The sequence below is a fragment of the Paenibacillus sp. Soil724D2 genome, assembly GCF_001427935.1.
GTDB lineage: Bacteria > Bacillota > Bacilli > Paenibacillales > NBRC-103111 > Paenibacillus_E.
In genome coordinates, this window is sequence record NZ_LMRY01000056.1 from 309,575 (window position 1) to 330,575 (window position 21,001).

The window sequence follows — 21,001 nt, forward strand, 5'->3', positions numbered from 1 at the left end:
TAATAACTCGCTCTGCTTAATAGCTATTTGTTTGGGGCTGAAAGGATCTATTCGCTTATGGAAACAACAGACTAAAACAGATGCTATAGTTCTCCTGTTCTATTATCTCGTTATAATCGTCTATTTGAATCCCTTCATGGGTTTTTCAAAGCTTACCTTGGAGTCCTTAAACAAGATTATTTATGGTCCTGTCTCCGATTACATGATAGACCTATTAAAAGTACGAGTGGAGGAATGAAGATGACCGATTCTGAAAAAATCAATCATGGTCAATTGGGATTTCTCTGTTTTAGTTTTTTGTCTGGATTCTCAACCTTGTTTTTAATTGAGGCCAAGCTGGTCAAGCAGGATGTCTGGATTTCAAATCTTCTAGCTATTGTTTTTTCAATAGGAATATTATGGCTTCTATCCTATGTTCAATCGCAGCATCCTCAATTAAGTATGACGGAAGCTTGCGAAAAATTGTTGGGAAAATGGCTTGCCAAACTCGTACTTGTCATCTATCTTATCTATTTCCTTGATACAGGTGTGTTGGCTTATCGCGCAATATCTTGGTTCTATACGACGGCTATCCTTCCACACACCACCCCTAACTTTTTAATTTTACTCATTGTGTTGGTTAGTTCCTATTCCGTTTATTTAGGTTTAGGTACTTTAGTACGCACGGTTCAATTTATCCTACCGTTTTTCATTCTGTCCATCTGCATCGTCAGTTTGTTTATTCTGCGTGAAGTGGAAATTAATCCTTTCCTGCCCATGTTTCAAAGCAAATTATCCACAATCATTTACGGTGGGATGCTGTCTTTCGGTTTTCCATTTGGAAAATGCGTTGTCTTCGGTTTTCTTCTATCACGGGTAAAAAATACAAAAAAAACGTTCTCAAGTTTAACAACTGCAGTAGTTTTATCAGGTATTTATTTGTTACTGGCAAGTTATTTAACATTCGGTGCGCTTGGCATACATTTAACCAAATTGTCGGCGTTTCCCTATTTCACTTCCATACAATTAGTTAAATTCGGAGAATATATGGAAAGGATAGAAATTCTTATCATCGCAATTTGGACCATTTTCACTTTATTTGAACTTATTGTGCTTCACTACGTTTTTTTACTCGTGATCAAACAAATTTTCAAGATCAAAGAGACGAAACCTTTTATTTTACCTACTGGACTATTGTTCTATGTTTTGGCTCAGATTAGTTATACAAAGATGATGGATTTGGGAGCCTATGACTTTGAAATTCTTCCCTTCTCCTCACTAATCCCAACCTTAATCATACCTGTCCTTTTAGCTATTATAACTTGGGTAAGAACGCGGCAGGGTGCCGTGCAAGATCAAATGAGCCGAATATAGTACAGCAGATGGTCAAAATCATGCAAGTGGCAACTTATACATGGTTTTATCAAATAAACAATGAGATGGATAGTCAAAATTAACTTCAATGATCTATATCTTGTGATGCTGATCTACAGCAAAATCGATGCGGATATCCTCCTCTATTCACATTTGTATCTCTGTCTGTAACGATGTATTCATTCTTACAAACGAGTAAAAAGCAGTTTTATACGCTGAGCAAAGCTGTAATGATGTTTATCATCGTTGCAGATGCGAGGGGATGTGAAATCGTGTCTCTAACGATGTTTTTCATTCTTACAAACGAGTAAAATTGCAATTTGATACGCTGAGCGAAGCTGTAATGATGTTTTACATTCTTACAAACGAGTAAAAAGCAGTTTTATACGTTGAGCAAAGGCTGTAATGATGTTTTTCATCGTTACAGATGCGAGGGGATGTGAAATCGTGTCTGTAACGATGTTTTACATTATTACAAACGAGTAAAAAGCAGTTTTATACGCTGAGCAAAGCTGTAATGATGTTTTTCATCGTTACAGCTGCGAGGGGATGTGAAATCGTGTCTCTAACGATGTTTTACATTCTTACAAACGAGTAAAAAGCCGTTTTATACGCTGAGCAAAGGCTGTAATGATGTTTTTCATCGTTACAGATGCGAGGGGATGTGAAATCGTGTCTCTAACGATGTTTTACATTCTTACAAACGAGTAAAAAACAGTTTTATACGCTGAGCAAAGCTGTAATGATGTTTTTCATCGTTACAGATGCGCGGGGATGTGAAATCGTGTCTCTAACGATGTTTTTCATTCTTACAAACGAATAAAAAGCAGTTTTATACGCTGAGCAAAGCTGTAATGATGTTTTTCATCGTTACAGGCGCGAGGGAGAAGTGAAATCGTGTCTCTAACGATGTTTTACATTCTTCTATATTTTCTACACAAAAAGGATCTCCCAACTTCAAATTAAAATGAGCCTTCGCTAGCACACAACTAGCGAGGACTCATCCTTTCATTTGAAGCGATTCATTGAAAATAACGAAATGTCATACTCACTTTTGCCTGTCGTAATAAGTTGGGATAAGATTTCGCCGACTACACTACTGAATTTAAACCCATGTCCGGAAAATCCAGCGGCAAAGACAATATGCGGATACTCTGGATGTGCATCAATAATGAAATTTTCATCGGGAGTGAGGGTGTATGTACAGGTTTTACCCATGCGCAGTTCCGTATTGGCAAGAGGCATAAACCGGCTTAAAAACATTCGTAAGTCTTCTTCATCCTCCTGAAGTGCCCCAAACTCGGGAATGGCTTCATCCGGATGGATCCGAAGTCCCCCATCATGACGTCCTACCTTAAGACCAGCTCCCCCCATGCTGGGAAAACCGTAATAATGTCCCAAGGAGGTTTCAAACGTAAACGCAGGAAAGCGTTTCTCCCCGAATAAAAAGTCATCTGCTTCAAACCAGGCAAACGTCTTTCTTTTCGTAACAAGCGGTGGATGGATATTCATAAGAGGAAGCAGCTTAGAAGACCATGCCCCCGCTGTAACGATTAGAGCGCGTCCCTTATAACTTTCGTCGGCTGTTTGGACCGTCACCCCGTCAGAATCGATAGACAACTCTTGGACGGATGAATTCGTTAAAATGGTAACTTGATGACGTTCCAACAGTTCCCGATAAGCACGAATACATTCCTCGCTTTTAAGCACGCCTGAATTCGATTCGAAGCAGCCCACGTAGCCCTCTGGAAGCGAAATTCCAGGCCATAATGTATGGATTTTACTGGAATCCACGGTTTGCAGCGGAAGTGAATAGGCTTCGGAGCTAGAAACAACTTGTTGGATAAAGGTTGAATCACGAGTACCTACATTCAGCACCCCGGTTTGGTAGAACAGTTTTCTTCCCGACTCTCGCTCCAGATCGAACCAAAGCTTTTGTGCTCTGAGGGCTAACGGGACATAGCTCGTCCCTTCTCCATAGGCATGCCTGATGATACGGGTATCGCCATGATGTGCCCCGCGATCGTGCGGAGGGTTAAATGAATCCAGCAGTAAAACGCTCTTCCCTTCAAGGGTCAAATAATAGCCTGCAGCCATCCCCATCGAACCGGCACCAACAATAATTACGTCATAGTTCATCATTCCATCAATTCCCTCCAAATAAAGGTTCAACTCACAATACGGGCTCGAATGACATATGCTGCAGATTCATTGCCAGAATGGCTTATTTTTATATTCACTTTGTCCAATGAAGCTCTCCATGATAGTACGCAGAAGTCGCCCTTCTCTATCCATAGAGACTGATCTTCATTTATACTAAATCTAACTCGGCCCTCGGTACAATAAAAAGCTTCTGTCACTAGTGTAAATTCCACATCATTCTTGTGACAATCGATCTCCTGAGAAGTTCCTTCTTTGATCCATAAAGCTTCTAATTCTCCCCGGCATCCCGCCGCTGTGATGAGATTGAAGTCCGTTACCTTCCCCATACTCCGGGTGACCCATCCACCGCTGAAGCTCTCCTGCTCGTAAGGCTTTAATCCCACTTGATGTAATCCCTCATATTCTAGAATCACCTCTCCTTCAATAACCATTAGCTTTCTCCAAAAATCAGGAAGGCAGGTAAACAAAGAATGCTCATCTTGAATGCTGGCCGTGCTGATTCTCCATAAAAAATTCCGTTGATTATACTCCGCGTTTTCAGGATATATGGCTAGCTGCGTTGTCGTTCCACCTGACCAAGCGGACGTTATTTGCATATTCTTTTTAACGACTTTGATCGAATAAGACATATAGGCATCTCCTTGAAAATATTCCATAAGCGAATGAAAAAAAGGACCCGGAAATGCCAAGTCCCACCTACTAATCTGAACTATGCCTACTCTTACTTTATCATGTCAGCGTACCAAGAAAAATACGATCCTACCGCGTCGTTTTTGCGGATCAGCTTCTTTGTTCTATCCTTAACCTCTTCCGCATTGATGTATAAACGTGCGTACCCCGTATCCATGGCTGCTTGAGCAACGGCAGCCGCCACATTCGGAGCAATCATTGGATCAAATGGATTCGGAATCACATAGTCCCGATTTAACTTATGGGCTGGAACCAAACCGGCAATGGCATAAACAGCGGCTAGTTTCATGGCCTCATTAATCTCTCTAGCACGCACATCTAATACGCCGCGAAAAATGCCCGGAAACGCCAATACATTGTTGATCTGGTTGGGAAAATCGGAGCGTCCCGTGCCAACGATCGCAGCTCCAGCAGCTTTCGCTTCTTCCGGCATAATCTCCGGAACTGGATTCGCCAAGGCAAATATAATAGAATCACGGTTCATGGAGCTGACCATCTCTTTCGTAAGTGCCCCCGCAGCAGAAACTCCAATGAAAACATCGGCTCCTCTCACTGCATCGGTGAGCTTACCTGTTAGATGATCTTTATTCGTCATCCGTGCTATTTCCAGCTTGAACGGATTCATGCCTTCTTGTCTTTCTTCATGGATAATACCCTTCGTATCGCAAACGATGATATCCTTAGCACCCATATGGCCCAGAAGCTTCATGGCCGCTATGCCAGCTGCGCCTGCCCCGTTAATAACCACACGAATTTGGTCCATCGTTTTGTCGACTAATTGGAGAGCATTGATTAATCCGGCCGCAATGACAATAGCTGTACCATGCTGGTCATCATGGAAAACAGGAATAGCACATTCCTTTTTCAACCTCTCTTCAATTTCAAAACAATCCGGTGCAGCGATGTCTTCTAAATTAATACCGCCGAACGAAGGAGAAAGCTGTTTGACCGTTTCAATCACTTTCTCCTTTTCCAACGCATCTAAACAGATCGGAATCGCATCGACACCGGCAAATACTTTGAAAAGCAAAGCCTTTCCCTCCATCACCGGCATAGCCGCATGAGGACCGATATTTCCCAAACCGAGCACAGCCGTTCCATTGGTAACGACGGCAACCAGGTTTCCTTTCATCGTATAATCGTATACTTTATCTTCTTCCATACAAATGTCTTTACAAGGCTCTGCAACTCCCGGGGAGTAGGCAAGGCTCAAATCACGGACAGTGCCTACCGGAACCTTGGCAATAACCTCAAGCTTTCCGGCATACTTTTTATGCATGTGAAGTGCATCTTCACGTAAATTGTTCATGATTCATCACCTTCCAAGGCATTTTGATCAGAGCATTGATTAAATCCATCCGCGCCATTTTATCGCTTCCACCATTCGCTTTAAACCAACGATGTAGGCTGCCAATCTCATATCTACTTGCTTCTGCAAGGATAATTGATAGACGTTGTAAAAAGATTTTTTCAATATTTGTTGAAGCTTTTCATTCACTTCTTCTTCATTCCAATAATATCCCTGATTGTTTTGGACCCATTCAAAGTAAGATACGATTACCCCGCCTGAGCTAGCAAGCACGTCTGGAACGATCAGAACACCTTTATTTGTCAAAATTTCAGTAGCCTTCAACGTTGTCGGTCCGTTGGCCGCTTCTACCAAAATCTTCGCCTTAATATCGGAGGCATTGTCTTCGGTGATCTGGTTTTCAATCGCAGCTGGAACTAAAATATCACAATCTTGGATTAACAGCTCTTGGTTCGAGATGGCATTCGGGAACAAATTCGTCACCGTTCCGAAAGAATCACGCCGATCTAATAAATACTGCACGTCCAAGCCTTCAGGATCGTAGAGAGCCCCTTGAGCATCCGAAATGCCTACCACTTTGGCACCAGCCTCATGAAGGAACTGAGCAAGAAAGCTGCCTGCATTGCCAAAGCCTTGGATTATGACTCGTGCGCCCTCAATCGGAATCCCTGCGACATGAGCCGCTTCTCTTAGCAATAGCACCACGCCCATGGCAGTTGACGATTCTCTTCCAATCGATCCGCCTAAGACGAGCGGCTTGCCGGTAATAAAACCTGGCGAATCGAATTCCCGAATCCGGCTGTATTCATCCATCATCCACGCCATGATTTGTGAATTCGTGAACACGTCCGGCGCCGGAATATCCTTGGTCGGCCCGACCAGCTGGCTAATTGCCCGCACGTAACCACGGCTTAACCGTTCCAGCTCGCCGAAGGACAGCGTGCGCGGATCGCATTGGATTCCGCCTTTGCCTCCGCCGTACGGAAGATCGGCAATGCCGCATTTAATGGTCATCCACATGGAAAGAGCCTTCACTTCATCTTCGGTGACCCCGGGATGGAAGCGAATTCCGCCCTTGGTCGGTCCGACCGCATCATTATGCTGCGCACGATACCCTGTAAACACTTTCACAGAACCGTCGTCCATTTTCACAGGAATGCGTACAGTTAGCAACCGAAGTGGTTCCTTTAACAATTCGTATAAGGATTCTGCGCATCCCATTTTGTCGAGAGCAGCTTGGATAACAAGCTGCGTTCTGCTCAAAACATTCAAGCTTTCCGCCTGCATAGGCTTCTCTTTTACTTCCGTCGGAGCTTCCATGATGATCCCCCTTGAGTCTTCATACAGATTGTAACCCTTTAATGAATCCGTTTGCCGTCCGCGACTACCATTTTTCCTTGCTTGAATACGGAATGAACATGGTTGATCCCAAAGTGATATGGCAGATATGCCAAGTTATCAGCATTGAAAATAACAAGATCGGCCTGTTTACCCGCTTCCAAACTGCCAATTTCATCCGCTTTTCCGATCGCGTGAGCCGCATTGATGGTCACAGCCGTCAGAACTTCCTCCGGCGTCATCCCTAAATTCAAACAGCCCAGCGTCATGACGAGCTGCATAGATTCCGTTGGCGAGCTTCCCGGGTTATAATCCGTGGATAAAGCAACGGGAAGTCCCATTTCAATCATCCTACGCGCACGGGCGTGATGCTTTAGCCTTAAATTAAAGGAGGTAGCCGGCAGACAGACAGCAATGACGCCCGCCCGCTGCATCGCTTCCAATCCTTCATCTGATGCGGCGATCAAATGCTCGGCGGAGATACAACCCAGTTTGCCAGCAAGCTGCGCGCCACCCATTGGTTCGATTTCGTCCGCATGGATTTTCAAGCCGAAGCCCATCGCTTTTGCGGCCAACAGAATTTGCTCCGATTCTTCCACAGAAAATACGCCGTGCTCACAAAATACATCGCAAAATTCAGCAAGTCCCTGACGTTTCACTTCGGGGAGCATTTCTTCAATGATAAGCTGAACGAATTCTTGAGACCGGCCCTTATATTCTTCTGGCACCATATGAGCACCCATGAACGTAGACACCAAATCAACCGGATGTTCCTGATTGAGTTTGCGAGTGACCCTGAGCTGCTTAAGCTCATCATCCAGCGTTAGACCATATCCGCTCTTGGCTTCTGCTGTGGTAACCCCATAAGAAAGCATGGTATCCAAGCTTTTTTTCGCTTTTACGTACAACTCTTCTTCCGAAGCCTGACGGGTTGAACGGACTGTGCTGAGTATACCGCCGCCTTGAGCTAAAATTTCTAAATAAGAAGCACCTTTCAGCTTTAAGGCTAGTTCATTCTCACGAGAGCCGCCGTGAACCAAATGGGTATGAGGATCAATAAGTCCAGGGGTAACAAGCTTACCCTCAGCATCATGCTTCTGAGTTACCGGCCATTCACCGATTTGAGCCAAAACTTCTTCTTCCGTTCCCGCTGCAACAATGATACCGTCTTTGATTGCCACAGCTCCGCTTCGGACTGCTGCAACCTCAGACATTTCACCGCCTCGGCGCGGTTCCTGAGTTCCTTGCATGGTAATCAATGTACCAATATTGTGGATCAGCAGGTCAATTCGATTGTTCTCCATCGTTTCTCCCCCTCGAAATACAGCAAGCCCGAACGGGCTTGCTGCGAGTTATCATCATTCTTTTATATATTCAGAAACTTAGATACCCATCATCGGTACGCGAACGCCGCGTTCCTTCGCCGTTTGAATGGCAATGTCATAACCGGCATCTGCATGACGGATGACGCCCATTCCAGGGTCCGTGTTCAAAACGCGAGCTAATCTTTCGTCCGCTTCTTCGGAACCGTCCGCAACGACAACCATACCTGCGTGCAGGGAGTATCCCATGCCTACGCCGCCGCCATGATGGACGGAAACCCAGCTCGCACCGGATGCCGTATTCACTAGCGCATTTAATATCGCCCAGTCGCCAACAACATCGCTGCCGTCCTTCATCGACTCGGTCTCACGGTTTGGAGAAGCCACGGAACCGCAATCCAGATGATCACGTCCGATAACGATTGGCGCGGACAGTTCGCCATTGCGCACCATTTCGTTAATAGCCAGACCCATCTTGGCCCGTTCCCCGTAACCCAACCAGCAAATACGCGCTGGTAGACCTTGGAAAGCAACTTTCTCTCTTGCCAATTCGATCCATTTACGCAGATGCGCATTGTCTGGGAACAATTTCAAAGCAAGTTCATCGGTTTTATAGATATCCTCCGGATTACCGGACAGTGCCGCCCAACGAAACGGTCCTTTTCCTTCGCAGAAGAGCGGACGGATGTAAGCCGGAACAAATCCAGGGAAGTTAAAAGCGTCCTTAACCCCTTCATCAAGAGCTACTTGACGGATGTTGTTGCCATAATCAAATACGGTTGACCCCAGTTTTTGAAGATCAAGCATGGCCTGAACATGAGCAGCCATCGACTTTTTGGACAGCTTCACATACTGCGTCGGATCGTTTTTACGCAAGTCAGCCGCAGCTTCCAATGAATAACCGACCGGTATATAGCCGTTAAGCGGATCGTGAGCCGAGGTTTGATCGGTTACGAAATCAGGCACAATTCCCCGTTTCACAAATTCCGCGAAAACCTCTGCAGCGTTTCCTACTAGCCCAATAGCGAGCGCTTTTCCCTCAGCTTTCGCTTCGTTCGCAAGCTTCAACGCTTCATCCAGATCGTATACCATGACGTCGCAATAACGTGTGTCGATTCTGCGTTTAATACGGGTCGGATCTACATCTACACCAATAACGACGCCATCGTTCATCGTTACTGCGAGAGGTTGAGCGCCGCCCATACCGCCAAGTCCGGCCGTTAAAGTCAAAGTACCTCTTAATGTGCCTCCCGAATGCTGCCTAGCTGCCTCCGCGAAGGTCTCATAGGTTCCTTGCAAAATGCCTTGCGTACCGATATAAATCCAGCTGCCAGCCGTCATCTGGCCGTACATCATAAGACCCTGCTTATCGAGTTCATGGAACGTCTCCCAGTTGGCATAGGCCGGAACAATGACCGAGTTGGAGATGAGAACCCGCGGCGCATGCGAATGCGTTCTGAATACGCCAACCGGTTTCCCGGATTGTACAAGAAGCGTTTCATCCGCTTCCAGGTTCGTTAGACATTCTACGATCTTGTCATAAGACTCCCAGTTCCGCGCAGCCTTGCCGATTCCGCCATAGACGACGAGATCTTCCGGACGTTCGGCTACGTCAGGGTCCAGATTGTTCATCAACATACGCAGGACAGCTTCCTGCTGCCAACCTTTTGCCGTTAGCTTCGTTCCGTGTGCTGCTCGAATCGTACGTTTGACTTTTTGTTCCATGAATAGTCACTCCTCTATGTTGTGTTCGAATTAATCTCGTTTCATATAGCCCGTTAAGAAAGTCAAGATGACATGCAAAGCGGTCCTGACCGTCGCTCTGCGGGGATCTTGCATGGGATCCACACAAACAATATCAAAGCCTCGCACCTTGGGATGCTGTCCTAATAGGAATACCGCTTCCAACAACTGCCATGAGGTCATTCCGGCTGGAACGAGCGCTGGCACACCTGGTGCATAAGCTTGATCCAGTACATCCATATCAACGGTTACATAAATGGCATCTGTCCCGTCACCGGCAACCTCTAGCGCCTTTTCCACCAAAGCATCGATTCCTTCTTTGGCTACCTGACGTGCCGTATATTGGGTAATTCCTTGCGCCATGGCGTATTCATGATACGCTCTTGAATTGGCGAAGCTGTGAAGACCGATTTGCGCAATATGGCGACCTTCAACCGTGCCCGATTCGATCAACCCGCGGATTGGCGTTCCGTTGGAAGGACCTCCGTCCTCCAGATTCCGGACATCCATGTGGGAGTCAAGCTGAACGATACCCACCTTACCACCGACATGGTGTTTAAATGCTTTCACAGAGGGGCAAGTGATGGAATGATCGCCGCCAGCAATAATCGGGAACAAATGAGGCATTGCTGCATAAACGTTCTTCAGCCCTTGTTCGATATTGGCATGACAGCGCAGCAGATCCGTCACATGCATCTGAATATCTCCAAGATCACGTGCTTGCAATTCCTGCAAATCGACACCATGGTCGATACTGTACGTTGTCACATTTGCAAATAATTCCCGCAAGGCATTCGGTGTCATCGAAGCGCCTGAAATACTGATCGACGTCTTAGAAAGCGGAACTCCGATGAAACCGACTTGGACTTCTTCCACGCCTTCCCAACGGGTCAACCACTGGGATACCTTGGTCTCGAATCGATCCCGCCAATTGGAGTTTCGTACGAATTCCGGCGGATTCAGCAGTTCAATTTGTCTCAAAGCTGCTTCCCTCCTGTAGGTTGATGAAACAAAGATTGTTTGTTTCTATGACTCCATCATACTGAAAAATGGATCATCTGAATCTAGCCGAATTTGCGGAAAGGTAGCACAATATTACGGTTTACCCCGAAATTGAACATTTCGATGAAAACGCTTAAAAGCCAACCCCTGAGCGGATTGGCTTAAAGTGATTATATCTATAACACTAGCACTGGGCTGATGACCGATAGTCCGTCGGGCTGCACCCCATAATCATTTTGAATTTCCTTGCAAAATAGTTCGCATCCTGAAAGCCGACTCGCGCGGCAATCTCTTGCATGGTCAATTCCGTTTTCTCTAATAGATAAACGGCCTTCTCAATACGAACTTTATTTAGAAAATCGACAAAGCTTACACCCGCTTCTTTTTTGAATACATGGGCAAAATAATGGGTGCTTAAGTAACAATGCTGGGCAATTTCTTTTAATAGCATTTTGTCTTGATGATGCTCTCTTATATAGACAATAGCGGATCTCACAATGGGGGACACCTCTAAGGCATGATCGTCCGATACCTGCTTGGCCAGCTTCCTCCAGTATGCGCACAGCTTTTTAACAAATTTGTCATATCGAATGGTACTGTACAAGTCTTGAAGCATTCTCGCGTTTTCAGATAAAATTTCAGAAGCATTACCTCCTAAGTCGACAACCATTCTTGACAAAGAGAGTACTAGATCATAGGCTTCCGACTTAAATAGATCAATATTATGCTTATACGATTGGGAGAGACTTTCTAATAACTCGACCAAATAAGTGATTGAGCCTTCTTCATCACCAATCCGGACACGTGACAGCAATTCGATTTTCTCTTCATGGGTCACCGGCTTTGCGCGTTCTTCCTGAATGCTTCTTTGTCCTTCATATTGAAAAATCATCCGGTTTCCTTGAAAGAAACGGTCGATCAATGATTCTTTGGCTTCGCTGTAGGAAAGATGAAGCTTGTAAGGATCTTCATAATAAGTGCCTATCCCAGCTGAAACGGAAAAGCCCTTCGTATCGACGAAGTTTTGAATTTTCCGGACCATGCCATACGTAACTTGTTTATAAGACGCTTCTACAGGTTGAACCGATTGGAGATCCAATAATACGGCCAGTACACCTTCTCCAACCCATACCCACAGGAATGGTAAGGTGACACTCTCAAAAATGGCATTCACCAACACCTGCCCGATCTCAATACTCCATTGCAATGACTTGTCCAAGGCCAAATCAGTATAACGGTCGATGGACAAAACGATAACGACTTGGGGCCGCGGTTCGATGCCAAGCCGCTCACGCATTTCTTCATAATCCGCTTCATGGATTAACGTCCCGGAAATGAGAAGTTGCGAAAAGGAGGCTTGGGCCGTATCCAATTTCATTGTCTAATCACCTCCCCTATCTTAAAAAAGGAAGCCGTTTTGCTCTTAAACTTCAGAGAAAACTGCTTCCATGTTATTTTATTCTATTTCACCTATCATGTCTTCAACAACCTTTACGATGTCGCCCTCATGAATTTGATGATAGATCGTCACAATGTCCGGATAGAGAAATCGGTCTTCCTCCACCGTCGGCACTTTCGATCGTATCAGATTATATACTGCCGCAATTACCGGAGAAGGTTTCAACGGACGATGAAAATCAAGAGCTTGTACGGCCGTCATTAATTCAATCGCCAAAATATATGTCAATTTCTTCGAAATTTGATAGGCTTTCCTTGAAGCAGCATAGGCGAAGCTGACAACATCCTCTTGATTGGCGCAAGTGGGAACATTATCTACGGAGGCTGGGTGAGAAAGAATTCTAATCTCTCCCAACAGTCCTACAGCCGTATATTGCGGGATCATATATCCGCTGTTTAATCCTGGATTCTTCACTAAAAAACTAGGCAGCTCGCTCAGGTGATAGTTCACTAATCGGTCAATTCTTCTCTCTGCTATTTTTGCCAGATTAGCCATGGCTATACACATAATATCTGCCTGAATGCCAACATAGGTACCGTCGAAATTACCTCCCATTAGAGCAATTCCGTCATTGTCTTCGGGATAAATAACAGGATTATCGCTTACGGAGTTCAGCTCATTATGGATTGTAAAGGCTGCATCCTTCAGATTTTTTTTGGAAGCTCCATGTACTTGAGGAATGCATCGTAAACTTAACGCATCTTGCAATCGATAATCTTTATAGGTTTCAACAATTTCACTGCCTTTAAGGATTCGGATTATATTTTGTGCCGTCTTAGCCTGTTCCTCATGTTTTTTTAAAGAATGAAGTCTTGGATCAAAGGCGTGAATCGTTCCTTTCAAAGCTTCAAGTGACATGGCGCCAGCAATATCCGCGGTTTTTACCGCTTGAATGGCATTATATAGGGTTAGAATGGCCATTGCAGTAACGGAGGATGTCCCGCTGGTCAGTGCCAGTCCTTCTTTACAGCTTAAAGTCGTAGGTTTTAATCCTGCTCTTTCAAGCGCCTCACTGCCTGAGATGAGTTCTTCCTTGTACCATGCTTTGCCCTCCCCAATAAGCACCAATGCCATATGAGCTTCCGGAGAAAGATATCCAACGGATCCATCACCTGGAGCAAAAGGGGTGATTCCTTGATTCAATAGCGAAGCCACAAGCTCTAGCAGTTCCAACCGAACCCCGGAATAACCATGACCCAAATGAATGAGAATCATCAGTTGAATGGCTCTTACAACTTCTTTCTCTAGTGGATCCCCTACGGAAACGGCATGCGATCTAATAATGTTGCGCTGCAGGGTTTCGGCGTCTTCGGTTGAGATGATCTCTGTCACATTACTCCCAAAGCCAGTCGTAACGCCATAAATGATGCGGTTTTCGTTTAAAAATTTCTCAATAAGGTGTCTGGATTGCTTGACGCGATCGCAGAAGCTTTGTGAAAAGGATATTTTGGCCCCAAAACGGGCTACTGCGACAAATTCGGAAATTGAGATCGGATGATCGCCAAGAATCACTGTATTTATGTCTTTGGGATGAATGGGGGCAGTTGCAATTTCCATGAAAAACATCTCCTTTAAAACCAATACATACTATGCAATAGTTGTCGGTTAAATATGCATACAAGAGATGTCCGAAAGACATCTCTTGTCAAAGTTTGATTAATGATAATGGATGTCATCATCCAGAGCAAGTGATTTCGTCTCCGGCGCCCAAGCGATAGAAACGATAGTTCCGATTAGCAGAACTACGCTCATACCAATCATTGATGGGGTCAATCCCATGGAACTAACACTTACCGGTAATAGAAAAGTTCCGATGGCCGAACCGATTCGGCTTATTGCGGTAACAACACCAACACCAGATCCCCGAATTTCGGTGGGAAAGAGCTCGGCTGGATATACTAAGGTAAGATTGGAAGCGGCAGACATAACAAAAGTAAATAAACAAAATATTGAAATTGCCACGATATGTGAACCTGCTGGTAAAAGAGTAAGCGCAAGCAAGGAGACTGTAAGGATAATAAATGTGCTAATCGTAAAACTCCTACGTGTATATTTCTCTGTAAACCACAGACCGGCAACCGAACCGACAAGCAGGAATAAATTCAGAATGGTGTCCATCAAGAACGTCTCTTCAAATCCCATTTTAGCTAAAATATCCGGCAGGAACGTATAAATGGCGAAGTACGGAATGACTTGACATACATAAAAGAGACCGCCAAAAGCCGTACGTTTCCAAAGCTGTTTTTTGAAAAGATCTTGAAAGCGGTACGTTTTAGAGGTATGCTCCAAACGCGTTTCATCAAGCTCCGCAAGTGGTCCGATATGCTTCTTCACGATTTCCCTTGCTTCCTCCACACGTCCCATGCTAATGAGCCATCTAGGGGATTCAGGTGTTCCGATCCGCAACAGAAGAACGATTACTGCCGGGATAGCCGCACTAGCTAGCATCCACCGCCAGGAATCCGGGCCTGTCTTAAGCAGATAATAACCAACAATGTTGGAGACTACATAACCGACGGTCCACATGACATTTAAGAAAGAAAGTAAAAAGCCTCGATGCTTTCTAGGCGCGAACTCGGCAAGCAGCGTCGACCCGATTGCGTAATCGCCACCCAAAGCAAAACCGATCAATATACGCAGGATGAACAGAATCGTAGGATCTTGTACAAAAAATTGTAAGAAAGATGCTAAAGCAATGACTACGAAGTTACCAAGGAAGATTTTCTGTCTACCTATACGGTCAGATAATCCTCCGAGGAGCAGACTGCCGAAAAAAAGTCCGATCAACGCTGAACTTCCTATTAATCCGCTCCAAATCGGGCTAAGGTTCATTTGAGGTCCAATCAAAGTCAGAGCCATTCCTATAATACCAAGAGCATATCCATCAGAAAAATTAGAACCAAACGTAAGTGCTGTAATTTTCAGATGAAACTTATTAAGTGGCGCGTCATCAATCTTATAAGGTTTCATGGATAGTTGTACGGACATAGCAGTAACCCCCGTTTATGAAAATCGATTTTATAAATATCTTGACTACGCCCTCCGGAGGCAAGTAACCACTTTTAAACATGAATAAATGGTACATCCTTTCCTGCAATTTTATCAGGTTAAGTGTCAAGGCTCCTCCTTCTAAATGTCAATTAACTTAACAAAAAATGAATAAAATCATTAAATTGAATATTTATGTTAAGTTTATTAACACTAGAATACCTTCAAACCAGATGAATGGAACTAAACAATATTGCCAAACACTAGCACGATTTTACTTTCCAATTTAGAACCAAACTGATCTCATTATTTTTGATTGTGACTAATAATGTGATACATTCCATTCTCTTTCTTCGTTCCAAAGCGATTTGAAGCGATTTAAAGCGTTTTCAAATTACCGATTTTCCTTTGAAATCCGCTGTAGTAAATAAAGTATAATCGTTCATTATGGATTGCGCTCTAGATAATAATTCGGATTACTAGCACAATATTGCTGGAAAGAACTGCTACTGGAAAGGTATATGAAATGACTTGGAACTGCCATAATTCATTCAGCATACCCAATTTCACAATAAAAATAACCATACAGCAGTTGCTGAATGGTTATTTTTAAAACTTCAAATCACATTATCCCTTCTATTATCGGGATGACGAAGTCGCCGCTTGACGGGGAATCTCCAAGCTTGACTGCTCTTTTTTATTGCCAATGATAAGATGGAGCAGCATCATAAGCACGACTACTATAACCATTCCGCCAAATGCCAGAACGAAGCTGCCTGTAGCATCATGTATCCAACCAACAAAGATTGGACCCAAAGAGCCAATCACATACCCACCAGACTGATTCATCGCTGCCCAAGCACTCGCGGTTTCCGCATCACCTGTTTCTTCCAGCGGCAGCATCAAAACGATCGGAAACAGTCCGCCTGCACCAATCCCGAGTAGGCTGGCACAGAACCAGGGATTACCGTTTATCATGAAAAGAAGCAATCCTGCAAGCTGTAAAATAGCGCAGCCCAATAACCAGTACATCCGTTTAGGAAAGCGCGCAATAAGGATCGGCAGCACAAAACTGACCGGTATTTGAATAACCGTGAATAACGTCAGCATTCCCCCGGCAAATGCTTTATCGTACCCCATACTTTCAATTGCTGGAGCTAGCCAGGCTGTTAACGAATAAAAAATGACCGCCATAAAGCCAAAGAGCAGCGTTATGTTCCACGCTTTCTTATTTCTCCATGGGAGTTTAACCCCTTCTGACGTATTCTTTATTGCTGTTGAATTCGAATTAGAACGTGATGCATGTGCAGCCAGCCGCCACCATACTGGAAGTGCAACAATGGCGAATAAAGCCCATGATGCTAAGGAAGCGCGCCACGAATCTTGCATAAGATTCTGAATCGGCACGGATAATCCTGAGCTGAGAGCAGCCCCAATGACCATTGCTGAGGAATAAATGCCAACTAAGGATGATGCACGATCAGCGAAATATCGTTTAATAAATCCAGATAGCAAGGGTCCCGTTATCGCAATGCCTACCCCCGCCAGAAAAGCGGTAATCAACAGCAGCAACGAGGAAGCCGCGAAATAGCGAAGAATGGTGCCAACACCTATGAGCAAAAGAGACCAAGTCAATGTCCTCTCCAACCCCCACCGATTACTTATCTTAACAGCTGTAGGCGAGAATAGACCCATGCATAGTACCGGAATTGAGGTAAGAAGGCTGGCCAATGCCCCGTTGATTCCAAGATCTTTCCGCATCGTTTCCAACAATGGCGCAATCGATGAAATAGCCGGACGTAAATTAATGGAAGCAAGAAACAGTGCACAAACTAAATATCCAAATCTTAATTTCATCTTGTATTTCCCCTTACACTTTCATTTTGTACGTTCGAGCTGCGCTCAGTTACACTAGTGTAAAAGAAAACGAATAATTGATCAATATTATCATCCCTATTATAATCATAAGCAATACTTATGATATGTAGAGGTGAAAGGCTTGGAATTTCGTCAATTAGAATATTTTATCGCCGTATGCGAGGAATTGCACTTCACCAGGGCTGCAGAAAAAATAGGAATTTCACAGCCCGCATTAAGTCAACAAATACGCTCGCTAGAAGATGAATTAAACATTCCTTTGTTTGACCGTATTGGCAAGAAAATCGCGATTACGGAGGCAGGCTCCATTCTTCTTGAGCAAAGCCGTGATGTTTTGAGAAGTCTGAAAAACGTCAATGAGTTTATCGGTGAACTTCATAATTTACAGAGAGGCACATTAATCGTAGGTGTCTTACCCTCGGATTTGGATTACAGAATATCAAAGATGTTAATTGATTTTTACCACGAATTCCCTAAAATTAAGCTCAGAATCGTGTCTTCCGTTGAGATTGTTGAACAAGTACTGTCAAATGAAGTCGATATAGGCATTGGAATCATGCCTCAACCGGATGACCGATTGGTACGAATTCCTCTGTGCCGTGAAGAATATGTGCTAGCGGTTTCCGAGAACCACGTTTTGGCCGGTAGACCTTCTATTGATATCGACGAACTACGTCATATTGAAACCGTAATGCCTCCTAAAGGCATGATTGGCAGAGAGCTCGTAGACGATTTTTGCCGTGAGTATGGGTTTGAATTAACCACTATTATGGAAACCACCTCACCGACTTCCATTATTAATCTAATAAGGGCAAGCATTGGGGCGACCATCCTCCCACGTCCTTTAATCCAATCCATAAATGCACCGGATCTGAGATGCATTCACATTTCTAAAAAAGCGCCAAGCCGTAATATTGGGGTCATCCACCGGTCCGATCGGTTTCTTGGTCAAGCGGCTAAAGCCTTTATTCAGAAAGTGACTGAGCATTTTAGGCAGGAATAAACGGCTCCTATTCATACCGACATTATTTGGGTGTCTCATTGATATCCAAATGGAGCAGCCTTATGAATCCTTGTAAACATGTTGTGTGGCTTTTGTCACACTTTCGCTCCATTTTATACCTCAAATGTTCTGACCTTCCAGTGTCTTCTTTCCTCATAGACCTTCTCTGTTCTCTTCTCGGAACTCCCGTGGTGATAGACCGTTTATCTTGCGGAACAGCTTCGAAAAATAATGCAAAGACGAAAATCCGTGTTTGTCTGCGATCTCGGTGATGCTCAGATTCGTAAAGAGGAGATCATCCTTTGCCCGATTGATCCTGAATTGGATGACATACTGGGTTGGCGGCAATCCAGTTGCATCTTTGAACAAATCAAAAAAGTATCCACGGCTTATGTGCAGCTCTTTGTAATAGATTTCCAAAGGCTGCAGATTGCCTTGTACCAGATCCTGATCCAATCGTTCAAGCAACTTGGACATGCGGAGATTGGGAATATGCTCCTCTTTCAGGGCAAAAGTTAGAAAAAACTCGATAAACTGCTGGAAGCTGCTCTGAACCTTTAAACTGCGAACGTACGTCCGCCCATTTGTATAGTGATTTTCGGTATAAAACTTCTCGAATAAATCCATCCACAGCCGCAGCTTCTCCACCTTCACATGCTCAGGTAATGAATAAGGAAATGCAGGTCCGATCAGAGTAGGAACCAGCGTGGCTGGATCATAACAGATCATGCTTGGGTGGGTGAACTCGGCCCGACGGTCTACGTAGGACCAATCGAAATAACAGCAGATGTGCACCATCGGGTCTTTGCTGTCCGCAACCCAATGGTGAGACTGCCCTGCTGGTATGTACACGAGAGAGCCGGCTACCGTTTCATAAGTGCGACCTTCGGTGTGAATGACACCTCTTCCCTCGCTAATCAAATATAGGGAGGACGCATAACAGATCCGATTGTTGCTAGTCTGTCCTTTAGAGAATGGGTACCGGGTTGCATAGTACACATAAGGATGTAAGTCGGCGAAATCCATCCATGATCACCACCTTATTCGAAAAAATAAAATGCAATTGATATGACGATTGTACAAATAATTGACGATTTTGCAAATACAAAATATACCGAATACTGTAGTATTTCTAAGTAAGGACGAAGATTTCTAAGGAGGATTTAACATGTTAGATACCAAGTATTTGTTGACAGATGAGCAAATGATGCAATTTATTACCAAAGGATATCTGGTGCTTCAGAACGACATGCCTCATCAACTTCATTTGAGCATCATGAACCAGATCAATCACGTTATGCATAATGAAGGAAACCCTGGAAACAACATTCTGCCTCGTGTCCCGGACATTCAGCAGCTGTTCGATACGCCGATTGTCAAGGGAGCGTTAAGCAGTGTACTTGGCCCAGACTTTTACATGCATCCACATCGACACTGTCATTACAATCAACCGGGAAATCAGACGCCAGGTGGCGGAAAATGGCACAAAGACGGCTATTGGTCTTCCATGCGCAGTCATCGACCGTGGTGGGCGATGATTTTCTATTACACCCATGATATTACCGAAGATTTAGGGCCTACTGCGATCATGCCAGGCACCCAATACTACGAGAAATTTCTTGGCGACCAAGGTGAGACGCTGCTGCCCACAGGCAAAGCGGGTACTATGGTACTCGTTCATTTCGACTTGTGGCATAGAGCTTCGCTTAATGTATCAGAGCTAGATCGTTATATGCTTAAGTTTCAATTTCTCAGATTGAGCGCACCGGAGTTCCCAAGCTGGAATCATCAAAGCAGGGAGATGATTGTACCGGAAGGAACGCCCGCTATCCATATGAATTTATGGCAAGACGTATGGAATTGGCTTCGCGGAGAACCTACGTCCAAGCAGGTTGTCACGACAACGACCGAGGAGCGATTGTTGGCATTAAGGCAAGAACTTGAGTCAGAGAACCCGACCGATCGCGCGCGGGCGGCGGATGAATTGGGACAAATCGGTGTAGAAGCGGCTTCTTGCGCTCCCTCACTAGGGCTTCTATTAAAAGACCCGGTGGAAACGACCGCTTTGAATGCAGCCTATGCGCTTGGACAACTTGGAACTCAAGGGATCGAGATGCTGATCAAGCAAATAACGGAGGGGTCGAGCCTGACAGCGGAACGGGCCGCATACGGATTGCAAGGAGCAGGCACTGAGGCGATTCCTGCCCTTCTCCGCGTTATGAAACATGAGGATGAAAAGCGCAGAGCATTGGCGGTTTTCGTACTTGGGATGATAGGTTCCTCCGAAGGTGAAGTGGTACCCTCACTGATCTCAAGCTTGCAGGATCAGAGCGAGTGGGTTCGCCGAAATGCGGTAGAATCATTAGGTATGCTCAAGAATGCTGGTGAACAGGTTGTTGCGGCATTAGCGAAAGTATTGAAGGATTCTATACGATGTGAAACTGACGATGCTTCAGAATCAAATCTTACGGAATCGATAAAGTCGTATGTAGGCGATCAGCCATACATTACCAATAAAGTCGGATATACTGCAGCACTTTCACTGCTGCGCACTGGTAAGACTGGCGACGTGAAAGATGCAGTCCAATCCTTGGAGCAAGCGCTTTACAGCAAGGACCGTTACGTTAGAGCTTATGCAGCGGAAGCACTCACCCATCTGAGAACGGACGAAGCGGTTGATATCTTGATCCGATATTACCGCACTTCCCGCTGGTGTCCGGATACAAGTAAAGTTAGCACTTTTTAAGGGCCCG

Annotated in this window: 15 protein-coding genes; 3 read left to right on the forward strand and 12 right to left on the reverse strand. The window is 44.7% G+C overall.

The genetic code is table 11. The features are described from left to right. Positions 1-240: 240 nt before the first annotated feature. A complete protein-coding gene (locus tag ASG85_RS31560; protein ID WP_057306688.1) occupies positions 241-1,353 on the forward strand; it encodes a GerAB/ArcD/ProY family transporter in 1,113 nt (370 codons plus the stop codon). A 1,008-nt stretch (positions 1,354-2,361) separates the two neighbouring features. Here the strand turns inward: ASG85_RS31560 and solA are convergent. From solA to ASG85_RS31615, 11 genes are all read right to left on the reverse strand, one after another. Then, positions 2,362-3,495 (reverse strand): N-methyl-L-tryptophan oxidase, encoded by a 1,134-nt coding sequence (solA, locus tag ASG85_RS31565; protein ID WP_057306689.1) that lies wholly within the window; start codon positions 3,493-3,495, stop codon positions 2,362-2,364. A 26-nt stretch (positions 3,496-3,521) separates the two neighbouring features. Further along, positions 3,522-4,145, reverse strand: coding sequence for a HutD family protein (locus ASG85_RS31570; RefSeq protein WP_162251333.1), 624 nt, complete (start codon positions 4,143-4,145; stop codon positions 3,522-3,524). A gap of 92 nt (positions 4,146-4,237) precedes the next feature. Then, positions 4,238-5,515, reverse strand: a complete 1,278-nt coding sequence (locus ASG85_RS31575) for an NADP-dependent malic enzyme (protein WP_060648864.1) — start codon at positions 5,513-5,515, stop codon at positions 4,238-4,240. 39 nt (positions 5,516-5,554) lie between these two features. Continuing rightward, positions 5,555-6,835 (reverse strand): Glu/Leu/Phe/Val family dehydrogenase, encoded by a 1,281-nt coding sequence (locus ASG85_RS31580; RefSeq protein WP_057306692.1) that lies wholly within the window; start codon positions 6,833-6,835, stop codon positions 5,555-5,557. A 38-nt stretch (positions 6,836-6,873) separates the two neighbouring features. After that, entirely contained in the window at positions 6,874-8,157 is a 1,284-nt protein-coding gene (gene hutI, locus ASG85_RS31585; protein WP_057306693.1) for an imidazolonepropionase, read from the reverse strand. 78 nt (positions 8,158-8,235) lie between these two features. Continuing rightward, the gene (gene hutU, locus ASG85_RS31590) at positions 8,236-9,900 is read right to left on the reverse strand and encodes a urocanate hydratase (RefSeq protein ID WP_057306694.1); all 1,665 of its coding nucleotides are present in this window, start codon (positions 9,898-9,900) and stop codon (positions 8,236-8,238) included. 30 nt (positions 9,901-9,930) lie between these two features. Further along, positions 9,931-10,899, reverse strand: a complete 969-nt coding sequence (locus ASG85_RS31595; protein WP_057306695.1) for an agmatinase family protein — start codon at positions 10,897-10,899, stop codon at positions 9,931-9,933. A 205-nt stretch (positions 10,900-11,104) separates the two neighbouring features. Then, the gene (locus tag ASG85_RS31600) at positions 11,105-12,298 is read right to left on the reverse strand and encodes a helix-turn-helix domain-containing protein (RefSeq protein ID WP_057306696.1); all 1,194 of its coding nucleotides are present in this window, start codon (positions 12,296-12,298) and stop codon (positions 11,105-11,107) included. A gap of 78 nt (positions 12,299-12,376) precedes the next feature. Beyond that, complete coding sequence (gene hutH, locus ASG85_RS31605) at positions 12,377-13,936, reverse strand: histidine ammonia-lyase (protein WP_057306697.1); 1,560 nt, start codon at positions 13,934-13,936, stop codon at positions 12,377-12,379. Positions 13,937-14,035: 99 nt separating this feature from the next. Next, positions 14,036-15,367, reverse strand: a complete 1,332-nt coding sequence (locus ASG85_RS31610) for an MFS transporter (RefSeq protein WP_057306698.1) — start codon at positions 15,365-15,367, stop codon at positions 14,036-14,038. 639 nt (positions 15,368-16,006) lie between these two features. Beyond that, on the reverse strand, positions 16,007-17,224 hold the full coding sequence (locus tag ASG85_RS31615; RefSeq protein WP_060648865.1) for a CynX/NimT family MFS transporter: 1,218 nt from the start codon (positions 17,222-17,224) through the stop codon (positions 16,007-16,009). A 133-nt stretch (positions 17,225-17,357) separates the two neighbouring features. Between ASG85_RS31615 and ASG85_RS31620 the strand changes: the two genes are divergently transcribed. After that, entirely contained in the window at positions 17,358-18,248 is an 891-nt protein-coding gene (locus ASG85_RS31620) for a LysR family transcriptional regulator (RefSeq protein ID WP_235549430.1), read from the forward strand. Between the two features lie 153 nt (positions 18,249-18,401). Here the strand turns inward: ASG85_RS31620 and ASG85_RS31625 are convergent, their stop codons facing one another. Beyond that, positions 18,402-19,274 carry an AraC family transcriptional regulator gene (locus tag ASG85_RS31625; protein ID WP_057306701.1) on the reverse strand — a complete coding sequence of 291 codons (873 nt, stop codon included), beginning with the start codon at positions 19,272-19,274 and terminating at the stop codon, positions 18,402-18,404. Between the two features lie 142 nt (positions 19,275-19,416). Between ASG85_RS31625 and ASG85_RS31630 the strand changes: the two genes are divergently transcribed. Next, the gene (locus ASG85_RS31630) at positions 19,417-20,994 is read left to right on the forward strand and encodes a HEAT repeat domain-containing protein (protein ID WP_060648866.1); all 1,578 of its coding nucleotides are present in this window, start codon (positions 19,417-19,419) and stop codon (positions 20,992-20,994) included. Positions 20,995-21,001 lie beyond the last annotated feature (7 nt).

Bases quoted from the DNA above. Each gene is read 5' to 3' on its own strand.
- ASG85_RS31570 (WP_162251333.1), bottom strand. From the start codon at position 4,145: ATGTCTTATTCGATCAAAGTCGTTAAAAAGAATATGCAAATAACGTCC.
- ASG85_RS31600 (WP_057306696.1), bottom strand. From the start codon at position 12,298: ATGAAATTGGATACGGCCCAAGCCTCCTTTTCGCAACTTCTCATTTCC.
- ASG85_RS31625 (WP_057306701.1), bottom strand. From the start codon at position 19,274: ATGGATTTCGCCGACTTACATCCTTATGTGTACTATGCAACCCGGTAC.
- ASG85_RS31575 (WP_060648864.1), bottom strand. From the start codon at position 5,515: ATGAACAATTTACGTGAAGATGCACTTCACATGCATAAAAAGTATGCC.
- hutH (WP_057306697.1), bottom strand. From the start codon at position 13,936: ATGGAAATTGCAACTGCCCCCATTCATCCCAAAGACATAAATACAGTG.
- ASG85_RS31630 (WP_060648866.1), top strand. From the start codon at position 19,417: ATGTTAGATACCAAGTATTTGTTGACAGATGAGCAAATGATGCAATTT.
- ASG85_RS31560 (WP_057306688.1), top strand. From the start codon at position 241: ATGACCGATTCTGAAAAAATCAATCATGGTCAATTGGGATTTCTCTGT.
- hutI (WP_057306693.1), bottom strand. From the start codon at position 8,157: ATGGAGAACAATCGAATTGACCTGCTGATCCACAATATTGGTACATTG.
- hutU (WP_057306694.1), bottom strand. From the start codon at position 9,900: ATGGAACAAAAAGTCAAACGTACGATTCGAGCAGCACACGGAACGAAG.
- ASG85_RS31580 (WP_057306692.1), bottom strand. From the start codon at position 6,835: ATGGAAGCTCCGACGGAAGTAAAAGAGAAGCCTATGCAGGCGGAAAGC.
- solA (WP_057306689.1), bottom strand. From the start codon at position 3,495: ATGATGAACTATGACGTAATTATTGTTGGTGCCGGTTCGATGGGGATG.
- ASG85_RS31615 (WP_060648865.1), bottom strand. From the start codon at position 17,224: ATGAAATTAAGATTTGGATATTTAGTTTGTGCACTGTTTCTTGCTTCC.
- ASG85_RS31610 (WP_057306698.1), bottom strand. From the start codon at position 15,367: ATGTCCGTACAACTATCCATGAAACCTTATAAGATTGATGACGCGCCA.